Below are 17,268 nucleotides of genomic sequence, written 5' to 3' on the forward strand. Positions count from 1 at the left end.
ATCTGGCGCTGCCAAAAATCAACGCGTTCTTGAGTGGTCATAGCGGAAATCCCAACGTAGATACGATGGGTTTCAGTGTGCCGAGGTGATCTCAGTAAAAACAGGTGCTGATTCAGGGGCGCTTACGCTTGACGCACACAATTCGGCAGGGATGGGATAATCCGTTTTCTCTATGCAGGTTCTGACTATGACGCGCAGCAACTCCTTGGGGTAACGCCCCTGGCGTTTGGCGCCTCCACCAACGGCAGGATTTTTTTATCCTGCCGTTTTTGTTTTCCTATTTCGCTGCCTGATCCACCAGATAGAGGATGCTGTGATAGGGAATGCCGGCGTGCAGGCTTAGCCCCATCTCGCAGGTGCGGCTATTGCTAAAGCCCTGGCGGCAATCGGTGGGCACCTGGGCGGGCAGGCTGGCGAGCGCCGCGGCGTTGAGCTCAGGGGTCATCAACCCCTTGTCGCCGGCAAAGCCGCAGCACTGGATATGCTCTGGCACTATCACTTCCCGGGCGCAGGCACGGGCTACCGCCAGCATCTTCTCCCCCAGCCCCATACGCCGGCTGCTGCAGGTGATATGAAGCATCACTGTCTCATCGATCGGTGCAAGGTCGAGATAAGGCAGCAGGTGTTCCAGCACAAAGGCGGAGGGCTCAAACACCCGCAATCCCTTGCCAAGCACCCCCGAAAGCAGTCGCTGCACGCAGGGGCTGGTGTCGAGCAGCACGGGCCAGCGCCCCTGCTCGCTTGCCTGCCACAGGGCCTCGACCAGCTCGGTGCGCTTGGTCGCCGCCACCTCGACCATCCCCTTGCTGTCATAGGGCATGCCGCAGCAGAGCCCCTCAACTCTCGCCGGCACTATGACCCGACAGCCCGCCTTTTTGAGCAAGGATTGCACCACCTGTGGCAGTGACGGGGCACCCGCTTGCTGGCCGAATACCCGGCTGGCGCAGGAGGGCAAATAGACCACGGCGCGCTCGCTTGTTGCGCCGTGACCATCGCCTATGCCCGTGCTTGTGCCCCCCGGCTCCCCTTGCGGCCACCGGTAGCGGCTCGGCCCCGGCAGGGTCGGCAGCCTGGCGGGGGGACACTGGCCGCTGACGCGGCGCACCCCGTTCACCAACCCCGCCAGCGCTTTCTCTCCCAACCGCTTGCCGGCAATGCCTTTGAGCACCAGCGCGCTGCGGGCGGTGCGGGTGACGCCAGCAAAGTGATCGGCGCTCCAGCGGGCGATGGGCACAAAGCGCTGATACTTTGCGCGGCGCAGCTTCTTGATAAGGCTGCCGGTGTTGATGCCGACCGGGCAGCGGTCTGCACAGAGCCCGGTGGCGGCGCAGGTGTCAATGCCCTGATAGTCAAACAGCCGGACCAGCTCGCGGGAAGGCTCACCGCTGCGTTCGCGGCGCGACAACTCCCGATAGAGCACGATGCGTTGGCGCGGCGAGAGCGACAGGGTGCGCGAGGGGCAGACCGCCTCGCAAAAGCCGCACTCGATGCACGGATCCACGATGGCATCGCTCGCCGGCATGGGTTTGAGGTGGGCAAGGTGGGCTTTGGGGTCGTCGTTGATGATGACACCGGGATTGAGCAGGCCATCGGGGTCGAGCAGTGCCTTGATGCGGCGCATCAGCGCCATCCCCTCCGGCCCCCACTCCAGCTCCACATAGGGGGCCATGTTGCGGCCGGTGCCGTGCTCGGCTTTGAGCGACCCGCCAAAACGCACCGCGACCAGTTCGGCCACCGCATCCATAAAGGCGCCGTAGCGCGCCACTTGCGCCGGATCATCGAACCCCTGGGTAAAGACGAAGTGCAGGTTCCCCTCCAGCGCGTGGCCGAAGATGATGGCCTCATGATACTCAAACTCATCGAACAGGGCTTGCAGCCCCGCCACCCCCTCGGCCAGACGCTCGACGGGAAAGGCGACATCCTCGATGATGACGGTGGTGCCTGTGGTGCGCACCGCCCCCACTGCCGGGAAGAGCCCCTTGCGAATGGCCCAAAGCCCGGTGCTCTCGCTGGTAAAAGGCACAGAGGCCACCTGAACGAACTCGGCAGCCATGCCCATCACCTGCTCGCAGCGATCGACCAGCGCCTCCTTGCTCTCCCCATGCACCTCGATCAACAGGGCGCAGGCGGCCAGGTCCAGCCGTTCAATAAAGTCCGGCAGACCGGGCTTGCCCGCCACCGAGCGCAGGGAACGCCCATCCATCAGCTCCACCGCCGCCACAGGCGCGCTTTTGAGGTGCGAGGTGGCCAGACACGCCTGCTCGGCATCCCTGAACACCAGCAGGGCCGAGGCCTTGTGGGGGTGTTCCGGCACTGTGTCGAGCACCACTTCGGCGATAAAGCCGAGGGTCCCCTCCGAGCCAATCATCAGGTGGGTGAGGATATCGACCGGGTCTGCATGGTCAATGAGGGCATTGATGGCGTAGCCCGTGGTGTTCTTGAGCCGGTATTTATGGCGAATTTTGGCGGTGAGTTCCGTGTTTGCCAGCACATCGGTGCGCAGCGAAGAGAGCCCCGCCAGCAGATCGGGACGAGACTGCGCAAAGGCGGCGCGGCTGTGCGGGTTGCCGCTATCCAATACAGTGCCATCGGCCAGCAGCAGGGTCATGGCGTGCAATGTGTGGTAGCTGTTGTGGGCGGTGCCGCAGCACATGCCGCTGGCGTTGTTGGCGGCGATGCCCCCCAGCTTGCAGGCGTTAATCGACGCCGGATCCGGCCCTATCTTGCGCCCCAGGGGGGCCAGATAGCGGTTGGCATCGGCGCCGATCACCCCGGGTTGCAGGGCGATGCGCGCCCCCCCGTCCAGAATACGGTGGCCGCGCCAGCTGTCGGTCAGGGTAATGAGCACCGAATCGCTCAGGGCCTGGCCCGATAGGCTGGTGCCAGCGGCGCGAAAGGTGCACGGCAGGTTCAATTCGCGGCACAGCGCCAGCACGAAGCGCACCTCATCCAAAGAGTCAAGGCGCACGATGCGCTCGGGCACCAGCCGGTAAAAGCTCGCGTCCGTACCGTGGGCGAGGCGCAGATCAGGGTCGCTCACCAGCCGCGCCGGTGGAATACGCGCAAGCAGGGCGGCGTCAAACTCGTTCCAGCGCATCAACAATCCTCCACCAGCACCACCAACAGACGGCTCGGGCCGTGGGCGCCGTAGGCCAGGGTCTGCTGGATGTCGGCGGTCTTGGAGGGGCCGGAAACCAGCAGCAAATTGGTGGGCATGGCCTGTTGCCAGCCCCCCGCCGCCACCAGCCCTGCCAGGTTGTCGGCAATGGTGGACGCCGCCAGCAGCGCGATATGGCAGGGGGGCACCAGGGAGAGGGTGCGCGGCTCGCCGCCATCAGGTATCAACACCAGGGTGCCGGTATCGGCGATGGCGCCCGCACAGTGGGTGATGCCGGCCTGACGGGTGTCGAACAGCGCGTCCTTCCAGCTGGCGAACTCGCCAGCGGGCGTCAATACCGAGCGCCCGGCGCAAGCCACCGCTACCTCATCTTGCCAGCGGCCCCCCTGGCCGCAGGCGAGCCGCGAGATCCCTTCCCCATCCAGCCAGGCGGTCAGTTCGCGGGCAAGGTTCGCCGCCTGTACGGTCAGGATCTCGGCGTGGGCGGCGGTGATCCCGCTGAGGAAGCGTGCGCGCCGCGTCTGATCATCCTCACCGCGCCAGGGCTGCCAGGCATGCGGTGCAGGCGCAATGGGGGTGGCCGCGCCGCGCATGCGGTGCAATATGGCCTCTTTGCTCGACATATCAAGACTCCTTTTTTTTCTGGCGCAGCAGGGCGTGCAGGCTTCGGGGGACGGGCTTGGGGGCCTCGCGGCACTGGGTCCAGGGACCCAGGTGTGTTGGCACAAGAGCCCGCAGCCGACCGGCGACACCGGTCGCGGCGTGATAGATCCGTGGGTGGGTGGCGGCAAAAGCAAAACCCTGCATGGCGAGGGATTCCAGACGACTGCCAGCAGCCCCCTGCCCTGCCAGCGGCTCGCGACCCGGCGCCGCCTCGTGCTTGGCCTCCCGGCGCAGGCGCTGCAGCATGTCGGGAATGGGAATGCGCACCGGGCACACTTCGCCGCAGGCGCCGCACAGGCTCGACGCCGTCACCAGATCGCTGGTGCTTTCGAGCCCCAGCAGATGGGGGGAGATGATCTTGCCGATGGGGCCCGGGTAGATGGTGCCATAGGCGTGGCCGCCGATGCGGGTGTAGACCGGGCAGTGGTTCATGCAGGCACCGCAGCGGATGCACTGCAAGGTCTTGCGCAGCTCCTCGTCCCGATAGGCCTGGCTGCGACCGTTGTCGAGCAGCACCAGGTGCACCTCGTCCGGGCCGTCCAGCTCCCCTTCCCGGCGCGGGCCGCTGATGACATTGAAGTAGGTGGAGATCGCCTGTCCGGTGGCCGAGCGGGTCAGGGCGCTGTAGAGGGGCGGCACGTCGGAGAGGAACTCCACCACCTTCTCGATACCGGTGATGGCCACATGCACGTTTGGCACAGTGGTGCACATGCGCCCGTTGCCCTCATTCTCCACCAGACAGAGGCTGCCGGTCTCCGCCACCGCGAAGTTGACCCCCGACAGCCCCATGCCAGCGCGGCGAAACTCCTCGCGAAGGGCCCGCCGCCCGGTCTGGATCAGTGCGTCCACGTCCGTGGTGAGGGTGAAGCCTTCGAGGTTGTGGGCGAAGGTGTCGCTCACCTCCTGCTTGTTCTTGTGGATGGCGGGCATGATGATGTGGGACGGGGTATCGCCGTCGAGCTGGACGATGAACTCCCCCATGTCGCTCTCGAGGCAGCGGATGCCGTGGCGCGCCATCTCGTGATTGAACCCCACCTCCTCGCTCACCATGGACTTGCCCTTGACGATGGATCTCACCCCGTGTTGCTGGGCGATGCCGAGGATGATGGCGTTGGCTTCGTCAGGCGTCTGGGCCCAGTGCACCCGGATGCCGTTGCGCTCGCAGTTGGCTTCGAGCTGCTCCAACAGCTCCGGCAGGCGCGAGAGGCAGCGCTGGCGAATTTGCTCGGCGGCATCGCGCACCGCCGCCTCCTCGGCCGGGTCGGCAAAGGCATCACGACGCTTGCCACGCAGATAATCCATGGCGCCGCGAAAGTTCTGCCGCAGCACGGGGTCGGCCAGGGCCGCCTCGGCCTGGGGATGGAAGCGGCGCGGCGAATACTTGGCGTGCTCACTCATGGTGGGCCTCCTTTTTTTCTGCCACAGGCTCGCTGTGGGCGAGCAGGAAACTGGCCAGGTGCATGGCGGGAAGTCTCTTGCCCTGATAGGCCAGGGAGCCCTTGATATTGAGCAGGCACCCCCAGTCGGCGCTCACCAGGGTGTCGGCACCGGTCGCCAGCAGGTGGCGGGTCTTGTCCTCCACCATGGCCTGGCTGATGTGGGGGTGGCGCACCGAGAAGGCACCGCCAAAGCCGCAGCATTCGCTCTCGTAGGCCTGCTCATGCAGGGTGATGCCCTCAAGCTGGCCCAGCAGGGCGCGGGCTCGACTGTGCACCTGCATCTCGCGCCTGGCCGAGCAGGAGGTGTGCATGACGATGCTCGCCTCCCCCACCCCGTGCCAGCGCACCCGGCAGATCTGGGCCAGAAACTCGGTGAGTTCGAACACCCGCTCGCAGAAGGCCGCGACCTCGGGGTTGCCGGGAAAGAGACGGCCATAGTGATGGTGCATCATGCCGCCGCAGGAGCCAGAGAGCACCACCACCGGCCAGGGCTCGGGGAAGAGCGCCATCTGGCTTTGCGCCACCTTGCGCGCCTCCTCTTCATGGCCGGAGGTGTAGGCCGGCTGTCCGCAGCAGGTCTGTTTCTCGACAAAGTGCACCCTTATCCCCTCCCGCTCGAGCAGGGCGATGGCATCGAGCCCCGCCACCGGGTCGAACAGATCCACCAGACAGGTGGCATAGAGATAGACATCGGCCGGCTTGGCCGGATAGACCCGCATTACCTTCATCACTTGCTCTCCTTACTTCAATTGCAGCAGTGCGTCCGAGATGTGGAAGCTGTACATGAGCGCCAGCCCGATCAGGCCGGTGGCCAGCAGGTAGTAGAGCGTGGGCAGCGCTGTCTTGCGCAGCGTCGCCCCCTCACGGCCGAGCAGCCCCACGGTGGCCGACGCCGCCACCACGTTGTGAATGGCGATCATGTTGCCAGCCGCCGCCCCCACCGCCTGCAGCGCCAGCATGGCGGCGGTCGATACGCCGAGGGTCTGGGCCACTTCAAACTGAAACTGGCTGAACATCATGTTCGACACAGTGTTGGAGCCGGCGATAAAGGCCCCGAGCGCCCCTATGGTGGCGCTCAGGGCCGGGAAGAACTCCCCCACCAACCCTGCGGCAAAATTCGCCGTGGTCACCGGCATGCTGGCGAGATCCGCCCCGTTCACACCGGAGTTGATGAAGAGGCGCACCATGGGCACGGTGAAGATGAGCACGAAGCCGGCCCCGATCAGGGTACGGCTGGACTCCCCCAGTGCCCGACCAAAGGGGACAAGGGAGCGCGATTGCAGCAGGGTGGCCAGCAGGGCGCAGAGCACCAGCAGGCCCCCCGGCAGGTAAAGCGGTTCAATGGAGGCGCTCACTCCCGGCTCACCCAGCAGGTCTGTGAAGGCGAGGCTCACCGACAAGAGGCTTGCCTTGAACCCGGGGCTGACCCGGCTTGCCACCAGAAGGAGTGCCAGCGCCACATAGGGCATCCAGGCCAGCAGCAGCGACATGGGGCGGGCGGCAGCCGCTTTCAGATCGAGCTTGAGGGAGCCCAGCCACTCGGTCGGCCACTCATTTTCAGGGGCGAAATCCCACCCGGTTTTGGGCACCAGAAAGCCAGCCCGCGCCGCCGTTACCACCAGCGCCAACCCCACCAGACCGCCGATGAGGGATGGGAACTCGGGACCAAGCAGCATACCGGTCAGGGCATAGGGCACGGTGAAGGCCAGCCCGGCGAAGAGGGCGAACGGCAATATGGCGAGCCCCTCGGTCCAGCTGCGGTGACGGCCGAAGAAGCGGGTCAGCATCATCACCATCAGCACCGGCATCAGGGTGCCGACGGTGGCGTGAATGAGGGCCACGTTGGTGGTGATCTGCTGCAGGTAAACCTCCCAGCTGCTGCCGCCTGCACTCAGGGTCTGGCCGATAGTCTGGCTGTCGAGCCCCTTGTTGATCCCTACCAGAATGGGGGTGCCCACAGCACCGAATGATACCGGCGTGGACTGGATCATCATGCCGAGCAGCACGGCGGCGAGCGCCGGAAAGCCGATGGCCACCAGCAGGGGAGCGGCGATAGCGGCCGGCGTACCAAAGCCCGAGGCCCCTTCGATAAAGGCACCGAAGCACCAGGCGATGATGATGGCCTGGATACGCCTATCCGGCGAAATGTTGGTAAAGCCGCTGCGGATCGCCGTGATGGCGCCTGTGTGTTTGAGGGTGTTGAGCATCAGGATGGCGCCGAACACGATCCAGAGCACGGTCAGCGTGATCAACAACCCCTGCAGGGTAGAGGCGATCACCCGGGTCGGGCTCATCTGCCAGCCCCACAGGGCGATCAAGACGGTCAACAGAAAGGCGATGGGCATGGCGCGTTTGGCGGGCCAGTTGAGGCCGACCAGCAGCACGGCGGCCACCAGGATCGGCGAGAAGGCCATCAGGGCCAGCAGGGTGTCTGTCATCATTGCGTCCTTGTCCGAGTGGTGCAGAGGTGCACCTTGTTGTTTTTTTGTTAAGCGGACGTGACCTTACTCTCTTCCCTTTTCGCGATATATGGAAATAATGAACAACATTAATTCCAAAAGTTGATCAATATGGCCCGTAGCGACGACCTCATTCTCTTCGCCCAGGTGGTGGAAGCCGGCTCCTTCAGCAAGGTAGCTGAACAAAATTCCCTTACAAACTCAGTGGTTAGCAAACGAATTGGGCGCCTGGAGGACGATCTCGGGGTGCAGCTGCTCTATCGCACCACCCGCAGCCTCACCCTGAGCGAGGCGGGCAAGGCGCTGTATCAGGGTGCCAAAAATGTGAAGGCCGCCGCACTGGACGCTTTCGACGCCGTGGCGGGGTTTGGTGAAAAGGTGAGCGGCCATGTGCGCATGTCGGTGCCCACCATTTCGGGGGAGCTGCTGCTGGCAGACGCGGTGGCCGACTTTTGCCAGCAGCACCCTGGGCTCACGGTGGAGATGTCGCTGGAGAATCGCTTCGTCAATCTGGTGGAAGAGGGGTTTGACCTGGTCATTCGCACCGGCTATCTGGATGACTCGAGTCTTATCGCCCGTCACATCCTCGATTCCCAGTGGGTGATCTGCGCCTCCCCCGGCTACGTGCGCCGCTTCGGAGCACCGCGCGTGCCCTCCGATCTGCTGGCACACAACTGCCTGCGCTACGCCTACCAGAGCACGGGCGCCTCGGAGTGGGCCTTCAGGGGGGAGAACGGCAACTATCTCTTGTCGGTGTCGGGCAGCTTTTGCACAGACAACGCCGGGGCCCTGCGCAAGGCGGCACTGGGGGGGCGCGGCATCGTCTATGTGCCGCGCTGCCTGGTCTATCACGATCTGATGAACGGCGAGCTGGAGGACCTTTTTCCCGATCAGGTGGGCAAGAAGCTCGGCATCTACGCCGTCTACCCCTTTACCCGTCAGCCGCCGCGCAAGATAAGGCTATTGATCGAGCACATCCGCCAGCGCTACCTCGACATCGCCCATTACTTCGGGTGAGTGGATGAGGTCTGGCGGGCGATAAAGTCCAGCGTGGTGCGATTGAACAGCTCCGGCTGCTCCACATTGCAGACATGGCCGCACTGCTGGATCACCGCCAGCGAGGCGCTGGCATCGCGGGCCACCTGCTCGCGCACCGGTGCCAGGAACATGTGATCCTCCTCCCCCATCACATAGAGGGTCGGGATCGGCAGGGTGCGCTCCTTGAAGTAGCGCATCAGCGGATTGACCTCGGTGGCGAGGCGGAACCAGCGTTTGAACTCCTTCTGGCACAATTTACGCGCCTCGCGCACGAACAGGTTGCGCGACTCCTGATGGTGCTGGCGCGGCATGATGATAAAGGCGAACAGCCGGTAGAGCCACATGTAGGGCAGGATGTGCTGGCCGACCCGGCCAAGCTGCACCAATACCCGGGAGCGAATATCAAGTCGCAGTATGGCGCCGCCCAGCACCATGCTCTTGACCCGCTCCGGGCAGAGCTCCGCCAGATGGCGAATAAGGATGGTGCCCAGCGAAATGCCGACAAAGTGGGCGCAACGGATATTGAGATGATCGAGCAGGCGTACTATGTCCTCAGTCACGGCTCGAAAGCTGTAGTGACCCTTGACCACCTGCTGCAACCGATGAGACTGCCCGTGGCCACGCAGGTCCAGCAGCAACACGTTGAAGTGCTCGCGATAGGCGCGCAGTTGCTTGAACCAGATGGAGGAGCTGCCACCGGCACCGTGCACGAATACCACCCAATCCCTGTCGGGGCCAAGCTCGAACGTCTTGTGATACAGCATCTTGCGACTCCCTCATCGACGGCATTGGGGTATAGTAGGCGCGCATCTTAACAGATATTCTCACCCGACTAATACGTTTGCATGGCAACTGGCGAGGAACGCGAGCATGGAGTTGACGAGTTTGAGAGCCTTTCTGCTGACCCTGCCGGGCGCCACCGAAGACACGCCGTTTGGCCCGGAGATCCTGGTCTACCGCATCGCCGGCAAGATGTTCGCACTGGTGGATTGGCAAGCAGCGCCGCTCACCATCAACCTCAAATGCGAGCCCGAACTCGCCCTGCTGCTGCGGGAGATCCACCCCGAGGTCACACCCGGCTGGCACATGAACAAACAGCACTGGAACACGGTGACCCTGAGCGACACCCTGGCCTGCGATCTGTGGCAAGGCTGGGTGCACCACTCCTATGAGCGGGTGGTCGCCGGCCTGCCCAGGGCCAAACGGCCGCAAGCCCCGGTATGATGTCTGTGAGCCCCCCCATGCCAGAGCAGCCCAATCTGGTCCCGCTGAGCGAGCTGCATATCCCCGCCCTTATCACCCTGTTCGAGCAGTCGGTGCGCCAACGCGGCCCCGAACACTACAGCGAGGCGCAGGTGGAGCAATGGGCCCTCGGCGCCCATCATCCCGGCCTTGCCAGCCAGTTGCGTGATCACCACGGCTGGGTGCTGGAGCAAGGGGGCGCCATACTCGGCTTTGTCACCCTCAGCAATGATGGGCATCTGAGCCTGCTCTATGTGAGCGCCGACTATCAACGGCAGGGGCTCGGTGGCCGCTTGCTCGACACCGCCCTCAACCAGGCCGGTCGGCTCGGCATCAAGACCCTGACGACGGAGGCCAGTGCCTTCAGCTATGGGCTATTTTTACGGTATGGCTTTCAGCTGACCGGATTGGAAAGCGTGGAGCGCGGCGGGGTCGGTTTTATCCGCTATCGTCTGCACTGGCGCTTGCCAAGCTAGGTCCAGCCACTAAAATACGCACAGTTTTTCCGTATTGTTGAGGATTGAAGCCGCCATGGTTGTAGAAAGCGAAGGCTATATCGCCCTGATTGAGTATCTGGTGGAGAGTCTGGGACTGTTTGAAGCCCAGCAACAGAGCAGTGGTGAACAGACCATCGAAGATCTGGTGAGCAGCCGGGTCGCTGGCAACCTGATGGCCATCTGCGAACAGAACCCGCAGCTCGATCCCAAGTTGCGCTTCATGATCATGCAAGAAGCCGATGCCGTGGTCGCCGATCTGGAAGAGGTGCTCTCCGCCGTCTGGCTGCGCGCCCCGACCCCGCCTCAGCAAGCCTTTCTCGAAGAGTTCATCGATCTCATCAAGAACCTGTTTGACGGCGCCATCAGCTAGCCCGTCGAGACAGCTTGTCGCCGTGGCGCGCACTCGAGCGCCGAATATCCCCGCCAACAGCACAAATGAAAAGGGCCGCCTTCACGGGCAGCCCTGCTTGCTATCATTTCAACTCATCAAGCTTTTTTAATGAATATCGAGGCAAGAAATGTGTCTGGTCTTGGCTTCCATCCTTGGAAGCTACCCAGTTAGGCAAGGTCGCTCCGCTTTAGTTCCCGGCCATGACCCATTTTTTTACGATTTTTTTCACTGCGCTGACACTCAGCTTGTTCAGCGCTACCTTGACCGCCCAAAAAAGCCGCAAATGCGGCTCTTTTTCATATGGCAAACAGGGCGTTGTCGAACGCGGCACAGCCTCTTAGCGAGTCAGGCTCGGCGGCAAACAGACACCTATGCCACCCAGTCCGCAATACCCTTCCGGGTTCTTCTCCAGATATTGCTGATGGTAATCCTCTGCGTAATAGAAGGGCGCCAGCGGCAAGATGCGGGTGCTGATGGCGCGGCTGTCACCACTGGCCATCATGGCCTGCTGATAGGCCGCCATGCTCTGCTGGGCGATGACCTGCTGGCTCTCGTCGGCATAGAAGATCACCGACCGGTACTGGGTGCCGATGTCACCGCCCTGGCGCATACCCTGGGCCGGATCATGCTGCTCCCAGAACAGCTTGAGCAGATCGCCGTAGCTGATCACCTTGGGATCAAATACCACCTGCACCGTCTCGGCATGGCCGGTCAGCCCGCTGCACACCTCTTTGTAGGTCGGATTCTGGGTAACACCGCCCTGATAGCCGGCTGCGGTGGAGTAAACCCCGGGCTGTTGCCAAAACAGGCGCTCCACACCCCAGAAACAGCCCATGCCAAACCAGGCTACAGCCATCTCTTCAGGCCAGGGGCCCTGGGTCAGGTGGCCATTGACCGCATGTTGCTGGCCAATCACCATCGTCTCGCGGCGTCCCGGCAGCGCGTCTGCCGGTGAAATAATCTGTTCCATGAACCCTGTCCTTGTATAAAAACCTGTGCGATTGCACAGCTGACGAAAAGGAGTCTCGAAGATAACAGGTTATGAGCCGGGATCAACCAAGGCCGCAGCCACGCTGGGGTAGCGGCATCCTTCAGTGCCCGGCAATCGCCCGATGGAGTCCCTCATCCCCTGTCAGCCCAAATGGTGGCAAAAAACGTAAAAATCAATATTTAGTCTTGATTTGTGAATTTATTTTCATATATTGAGCCCATTGCTGTTTTTTTATGGAAGAAACCTCAAGTGCGTGAACGTGAACCCAGCCTGGTCTATGCCTTTCGGCAGTCTACCCCCTATGTCAACGTGCACAGAGGTGCCACCTTCGTGCTGATGATGGGCGGGGAAGCCATCTGCCACCCCAATTTTGCCAATATCGTCAGCGATATCGCCCTGCTGCAGACCTTGGGTATTCGCCTGGTGCTGGTGTTTGGCTCACGCCCGCAAAATGATGAGGCGCTGGCTCGTGCCGGTATCGAGGCCCAGTACCACAGACGGATCCGGGTCACGGATGATGCCAGCTTCACCATCATCAAACAGGTGTGTGGCGGCCTGCAGTACGACATCACCGCCCAGCTCTCCATGGGGCTGGCCAACACCCCCATGCAGGGGGCGCGCATCAGCGTGGTGAGCGGCAACTTCGTCACCGCCCAGCCGCTGGGGGTAGATGATGGCATCGATTTTTGCCACAGCGGTCGGGTACGCCGCATCGACGTGGAGGGGATCACCCGCCAGCTGGATAAGAAGAGCCTGGTGCTCATCTCCCCCATCGGCTGCTCGGTCACCGGCGAGAGCTTCAACCTGAGCTCGGAAGAGGTCGCCCGCCGGGTGGCGGTGGATCTGAAAGCAGACAAGCTCATCTGTTTCAGCAGCACTCAAGGGGTAATGGACAGACATGGCGAGGCCATCTCCGAGCTCTTCCCCGAGCAGGCCGAAGAGCTGCTGGTGGAGCTGGAGCAAGCAGGGGAAGAGATGTCCGGTACCGCCCGCTACCTGCGCGCGGCCATTGCCTCCTGCCGTGGCGGCGTGCCCCGCTCCCATCTGGTGAGCTATCAGGATGACGGCGCCATGCTGCAGGAGCTGTTCAGCCGCGACGGCCTTGGTACCCAGATTGTGCGAGAAAGTGCCGAGCGGGCCCGCGCCGCCACCATAGAAGATATCGGCGGCATTCTCGATCTCATCCGCCCGCTGGAGGAAGAAGGGATCCTGGTGCGCCGCTCCCGCGAGCAGCTGGAGATGGAGATCGACAAGTTCACCATCATAGAGCGCGACGGCCTCATCATCGGCTGCGCGGCGCTCTACTGCTTCATGGAAGAGGCGATGGCGGAGATGGCCTGCGTCGCCATTCACCCCGAGTATCGCAACTCAAACCGGGGGGATCAGCTGGTGGCCAAGGTGGCCGAGCGGGCCAAGCGGCTCGGCATTCGCCGTTTGTTCGTGCTCACCACCCGCTCCATTCACTGGTTCCGGGAACGGGGCTTCGATCCACTGGAGGTGGAAGACCTGCCGGTGGAACGGCAGCACTTCTACAACTGGCAGCGCCGCTCTAAAGTTTTGTCAAAGACCATTTCGTAAGTTATTGATCTTGTGTCGGGTTGTCGCCGATTGTTAACTTTTTCACAATCTCGATTGACAGTGCAATCCAGCGCAGGGTATTTCTAATTGTACTCCACCGCCTGCGGTGGAGCCAGAAGAGGAGCGCTGCCCAGGCAGCCCGAGGGAGGACACCAGCGTCCGATGAACTTGGGTCAGGGGGAGCAGCGCCGAGACGAGTGAGGCAACTGGATACCTCAACGTCGGCTGCGGGGGCTGAATCCCCCGGGCTGTCATCGGTAGTGGTCATCCCCCACCGAGCCCCACAAGGGGCTGGTACGGGATGGGCTCTGCAGGTGGAGTGCTTCTGGCCGGGATAGCTTCTCTGATTCCTGCCATTTTCAGCCTCCTCCTCTCTTTTTGCCCGATGGATCCAGATTTTTCAATTAAGACAGGAGTAAGCAATGAGCCCGATCAATGTCGCCAAGTTTGGCGGAACCAGTGTCGCCAATGCCGCAGCCATGAACCATTGCGCCGACGTGGTGCTGGCCAATCCGGCCACCCGGGTGGTGGTCCTGAGCGCCAGCGCCGGTGTCACCAACCTGCTGGTGGCCCTGGCCCAGGGCGATCTGGACGAGGCTGGCCAGGAGGCTCAGCTGGCTAAACTGGCCGAGATCCAGCAGGCCATACTGACGGCGCTGGGCGACCCAAGCGATGTGAGTACCCTGATCCATGCCACCCTCAGCGAGATCCGCACCATGGCGCGCCAGGCCAGTCAGCATACGGATGCCGAGCTGGCCGATCGCCTCATCGCCTGCGGCGAGCAGATGTCCACCCGCCTCTTTCACGAGCTGCTGCGCCAGCGCGGCGTCAAGGCTCACTGGCAGGATGTGCGTCAGTTGATGCGCACGGACAGCCGCTTTGGCAAGGCGACCGTGGATCTCGCCGCCACCCGCATCCTCTGCCAGCAGGCGTTGGCACCCCTGCTCGGCGACAGCCTCATCATCACCCAGGGCTTCATCGGCTCGGATGCCGACGGTCGCACCACCACCTTGGGTCGGGGCGGTTCCGATTACAGCGCAGCACTGCTTGCCGAAGCGCTGGATGCGAGCAGCATAGAGATCTGGACCGACGTGCCCGGTATCTACACCACGGATCCGCGCCTCGTCACCCGCGCCCGCCCCATCCCCGAAATAAGCTTCGTCGAGGCGGCCGAGATGGCCACCTTCGGCGCCAAGGTACTGCACCCGGCCACCCTGCAGCCTGCGGTACGCCAGGACATACCCGTGTTTGTCGGCTCGGCCAAGGATCCGGCGGCCGGCGGCACCTGGATCCGAGCCAGCACCCGCACCAGTCCGCTGTTTCGCGCCGTGGCCCTGCGCCGCCAGCAGGTGCTGGTCACCCTGCACAGCCTCAACATGTTCCACGCCTATGGCTTCCTGGCCGAGGTGTTTGGCATCCTGGCCCGTCACCGCATCTCGGTGGATCTCATCACCACGTCGGAGGTGAACGTGTCGCTCACCCTGGATCACACCGGCAGCCAGAGCAACGGCGAACCCATGCTCAGTGACAAGGTGCTGGCCGAACTGGGTCAGCTGTGCAAGGTAAAGGTCGAAACCGGGCTGGCCCTGGTGGCACTCATCGGTAACCGCATGAGCGAGGCGGCCGGGGTGGGCAGCCAGGTCTTTGACGCCATCCGCGAGCACAATATCCGTATGATCTGTTACGGCGCCAGCACCCATAACCTCTGCTTCCTGGTCAAGGAAGAGGAGGCTGGCCACATCGTCAACCGCCTCCACCAGGAGCTGCTCGACTGAGCCAGCCGGGATTTGACACTGCATAAATGAGGGGCACCCAGGGTGCCCCTCATTACGTTGCTACGAGTGTCATTGACCTAGATACCCGCGCCCGCTTAGACCACCAGGGTGGGCACCGGCAGCAGACAGGCGCAGATCTCCTCGCGCAGGCCAGCAAGCCGGGCCAGCAGCGCCGCCTGGTCGAGCCCGGCTTCGTCAGGCCCCAAGTTGTCCACCAGCTCGGCGAAGTGCTCGGTCACCGCCCGCTCCAGCCAGTCGAGCCGACGCAGGGTGAGCGGGCCACAGCTCTTGCCGCTGAGATCATCCAGGATGTCGAGCCTGTGGCTGCGATACATGTCGCGCCACCAGTTGGCGGCGAGCGCCGCGTCGCTGGCCAGTGCCGAGCTCCACTCCCCCTGCAAGCCCTGCAAGCGGGCCAGCACGGGGGCGCTGGCGCCCTCCCGCGTCAGATATTGCAGCTCACGCTGCACCCAGCTCAGGCAGAGGCCGCGCCAGTAGCGGAACTGCGGCAGAGGGTCCGGCTCGTCGAGCCAGAGGCCCGAGAGAGTGCGGGTCTCCAGCCGCTCGGGCACATGAAACTGGGGATCGGCGAGACCGTTTGAGTTGAATTCATGATGGGGATCGAACGGCCACATGTAGCCAAAGTCGAACACGGTGATCTGCTGGCCATCGTCGAGCAGGTTGCCCGGGCTCGGATCCCAGTCAAACCAGCCCCAGTGGGCAAGCTCGGCCTGCACCGCCAGCATCTGAGCCAGATTGCGCTCGTTGAGATCATGCACAGGCACGCCCCGCAGCCAGGGGGAGATAAGCAACCCGGCCCGGGCCGAACCGAAGCAGGTACAGACCACATTGGAGAGAATGGTGGGGTGCAGCTCGCGCAGGGCCTCTATCTCGCGCCGCCGCTCCAGCTCGGTCAGGAAGGCGGTCTTGCCATCGACGTTGGCCACCAGGGAGTCGTGCCGGCGCCGTTTCAGGCACCAGTGATGTCCGTCCACCTTGAGGTGAAACACCTCGGCGGTGAGGCCGTGACGATACACCTTGAGCACGGTGGGATGATCCGCCTTGAGTCTCACCAGCTGCGCCAGTGGCAAGGGGCAATCCCGCTCGCGCCCAATCCGGATCTCCTCCTTGCTCTCCAACATGCGGAGCAATCTTGCCTGACGTGCCGCTACCTTGGGATTCATACATGCACCTCCATCATTATTGAGAGACTAAGCAGTAAGGCAGGCACAGACCAGAGGCAAAGCGTCATGATGACGCTTTCATCACAGAATGAGTGTGACCGTCCGATCCGGATCACAGTTTGCATGGCTTCATGGTCACGACATATTCATTGTCTTGTCATTAAATTGACAACAAGGAACAAGCCCCCCACCATCGGGTCAAATTAAATGCAGCAGCCAGTTGCCGCCATCACTCGCTCAAAGGATGAGCTCATATGAAAGTCCCCCCTTCAGCACGCTTGTCAGCCAGGGTACCCAGCCTGCCCTCTCTGCTGCTTGGCGTGCTGGCCGCGCTGCTGCTGCTGACCCTGATACTGCCGCTGATTAATCCCGGCAGCTGGCTAGGTCGGGCCCAGCCGCTGGTACTGGGGCCTGCCGATCAGCCGATCGCCACCCTCACCCGTCACGCCCTGCTCTACAAGAGCGACAGCCGAGGCCTCTACCTGGTGGTACGCAGCCAGTGGCAGTTGCGGGGGCCGCTGCAGGAAGGGGACAGGGTTCGGGTGGAGTTGCTCAACGAACGGGGGGAGCGGATCGATCAACTGAATCAAGCGGTATACAAGCGGCAGGTGTGCAGCGAAACCCGCTGTACCCTGGATCTCAATAGCACACTAAGGGCACCATACGATGCCCTTTCCAGCCGCTATCAGCTGCGGATCGGCCTGCTGCTGGCGGATCGCCCCGAGAGTGCCGACTTCAGCCAGATCCTGCAGACCCTGCCGGAGCAGGGCCTGACTCTTATACACAAATATTGTGAACTGATTGGCACTTTTCCCGATTTCCAGGATCTGATCTCCTATGTGACTCCCGAACATGGTAACGATCATGCTAACTTTTGCTCTTCATCGTGCGGC

At 62.8% G+C, this 17,268-nt stretch carries 14 protein-coding genes, 2 pseudogenes and 1 riboswitch; of the genes and pseudogenes, 7 read left to right on the forward strand and 9 right to left on the reverse strand.

Annotated features, from left to right (window positions below):
* Window positions 1-72 precede the first annotated feature (72 nt).
* The 6 genes and pseudogenes from GWQ22_RS18355 to GWQ22_RS18380 all read right to left on the reverse strand — a co-directional run.
* A pseudogene (locus GWQ22_RS18355) lies at window positions 73-278 on the reverse strand (hypothetical protein); the annotation flags it as partial.
* Window positions 278-3,097: an FAD-binding and (Fe-S)-binding domain-containing protein gene (locus GWQ22_RS18360; protein ID WP_275931206.1), complete on the reverse strand. Its 2,820-nt coding sequence runs from the start codon at window positions 3,095-3,097 to the stop codon at window positions 278-280. The pseudogene GWQ22_RS18355 and the gene GWQ22_RS18360, both read right to left, overlap by 1 nt.
* Window positions 3,097-3,741 (reverse strand): LUD domain-containing protein, encoded by a 645-nt coding sequence (locus tag GWQ22_RS18365; protein ID WP_275931207.1) that lies wholly within the window; start codon window positions 3,739-3,741, stop codon window positions 3,097-3,099. The genes GWQ22_RS18360 and GWQ22_RS18365 overlap by 1 nt, the downstream gene beginning before the upstream one ends.
* 1 nt (window position 3,742) lies before the next feature.
* Entirely contained in the window at window positions 3,743-5,179 is a 1,437-nt protein-coding gene (locus tag GWQ22_RS18370; protein WP_275931208.1) for a LutB/LldF family L-lactate oxidation iron-sulfur protein, read from the reverse strand.
* Entirely contained in the window at window positions 5,172-5,948 is a 777-nt protein-coding gene (locus tag GWQ22_RS18375) for a (Fe-S)-binding protein (protein WP_275931213.1), read from the reverse strand. The genes GWQ22_RS18370 and GWQ22_RS18375 overlap by 8 nt, the downstream gene beginning before the upstream one ends.
* 12 nt (window positions 5,949-5,960) lie before the next feature.
* On the reverse strand, window positions 5,961-7,658 hold the full coding sequence (locus GWQ22_RS18380; protein WP_275931214.1) for an L-lactate permease: 1,698 nt from the start codon (window positions 7,656-7,658) through the stop codon (window positions 5,961-5,963).
* Window positions 7,659-7,790: 132 nt separating this feature from the next.
* On the opposite strand from GWQ22_RS18380, the gene GWQ22_RS18385 reads away from it, so the two are divergent.
* The gene (locus GWQ22_RS18385) at window positions 7,791-8,696 is read left to right on the forward strand and encodes a LysR family transcriptional regulator (protein WP_275931209.1); all 906 of its coding nucleotides are present in this window, start codon (window positions 7,791-7,793) and stop codon (window positions 8,694-8,696) included.
* Here the strand turns inward: GWQ22_RS18385 and GWQ22_RS18390 are convergent.
* Entirely contained in the window at window positions 8,684-9,481 is a 798-nt protein-coding gene (locus tag GWQ22_RS18390) for an alpha/beta hydrolase (protein ID WP_108536269.1), read from the reverse strand. The two genes, GWQ22_RS18385 and GWQ22_RS18390, sit on opposite strands and share 13 nt — an antisense overlap.
* Window positions 9,482-9,587: 106 nt before the next feature.
* Here GWQ22_RS18390 and GWQ22_RS18395 point away from each other — a divergent pair, with 106 nt between their 5' ends.
* Genes GWQ22_RS18395 through GWQ22_RS18405 form a run of 3 tightly spaced genes read left to right on the forward strand, consistent with a single transcriptional unit; the run spans window position 9,588 to window position 10,826 of the window.
* Window positions 9,588-9,941 (forward strand): MmcQ/YjbR family DNA-binding protein, encoded by a 354-nt coding sequence (locus GWQ22_RS18395; protein ID WP_212513842.1) that lies wholly within the window; start codon window positions 9,588-9,590, stop codon window positions 9,939-9,941.
* Window positions 9,942-9,946: 5 nt separating this feature from the next.
* On the forward strand, window positions 9,947-10,435 hold the full coding sequence (locus GWQ22_RS18400; RefSeq protein ID WP_275931210.1) for a GNAT family N-acetyltransferase: 489 nt from the start codon (window positions 9,947-9,949) through the stop codon (window positions 10,433-10,435).
* Window positions 10,436-10,490: 55 nt separating this feature from the next.
* On the forward strand, window positions 10,491-10,826 hold the full coding sequence (locus tag GWQ22_RS18405; protein ID WP_042036798.1) for a DUF3802 family protein: 336 nt from the start codon (window positions 10,491-10,493) through the stop codon (window positions 10,824-10,826).
* Window positions 10,827-11,184: 358 nt separating this feature from the next.
* Here GWQ22_RS18405 and msrA read toward each other — a convergent pair whose 3' ends face one another.
* On the reverse strand, window positions 11,185-11,817 hold the full coding sequence (gene msrA, locus GWQ22_RS18410; protein ID WP_042036796.1) for a peptide-methionine (S)-S-oxide reductase MsrA: 633 nt from the start codon (window positions 11,815-11,817) through the stop codon (window positions 11,185-11,187).
* A gap of 270 nt (window positions 11,818-12,087) precedes the next feature.
* Between msrA and argA the strand changes: the two genes are divergently transcribed.
* Both argA and lysC read left to right on the forward strand, forming a co-directional pair.
* Window positions 12,088-13,416, forward strand: a complete 1,329-nt coding sequence (argA, locus tag GWQ22_RS18415; RefSeq protein WP_042036795.1) for an amino-acid N-acetyltransferase — start codon at window positions 12,088-12,090, stop codon at window positions 13,414-13,416.
* Window positions 13,417-13,524: 108 nt separating this feature from the next.
* Window positions 13,525-13,749: riboswitch (Lysine riboswitch) on the forward strand.
* A gap of 89 nt (window positions 13,750-13,838) precedes the next feature.
* Window positions 13,839-15,191, forward strand: coding sequence for a lysine-sensitive aspartokinase 3 (gene lysC / locus GWQ22_RS18420; RefSeq protein ID WP_275931211.1), 1,353 nt, complete (start codon window positions 13,839-13,841; stop codon window positions 15,189-15,191).
* A 95-nt stretch (window positions 15,192-15,286) separates the two neighbouring features.
* Here lysC and GWQ22_RS18425 read toward each other — a convergent pair whose 3' ends face one another.
* Window positions 15,287-16,375 (reverse strand): hypothetical protein, encoded by a 1,089-nt coding sequence (locus GWQ22_RS18425; protein ID WP_275931212.1) that lies wholly within the window; start codon window positions 16,373-16,375, stop codon window positions 15,287-15,289.
* Between the two features lie 254 nt (window positions 16,376-16,629).
* On the opposite strand from GWQ22_RS18425, the pseudogene GWQ22_RS18430 reads away from it, so the two are divergent.
* A pseudogene (locus tag GWQ22_RS18430) lies at window positions 16,630-17,268 on the forward strand (hypothetical protein); the annotation flags it as partial.

This window comes from Aeromonas sp. 1HA1, from assembly GCF_029237385.1.
GTDB lineage: Bacteria > Pseudomonadota > Gammaproteobacteria > Enterobacterales > Aeromonadaceae > Aeromonas > Aeromonas popoffii.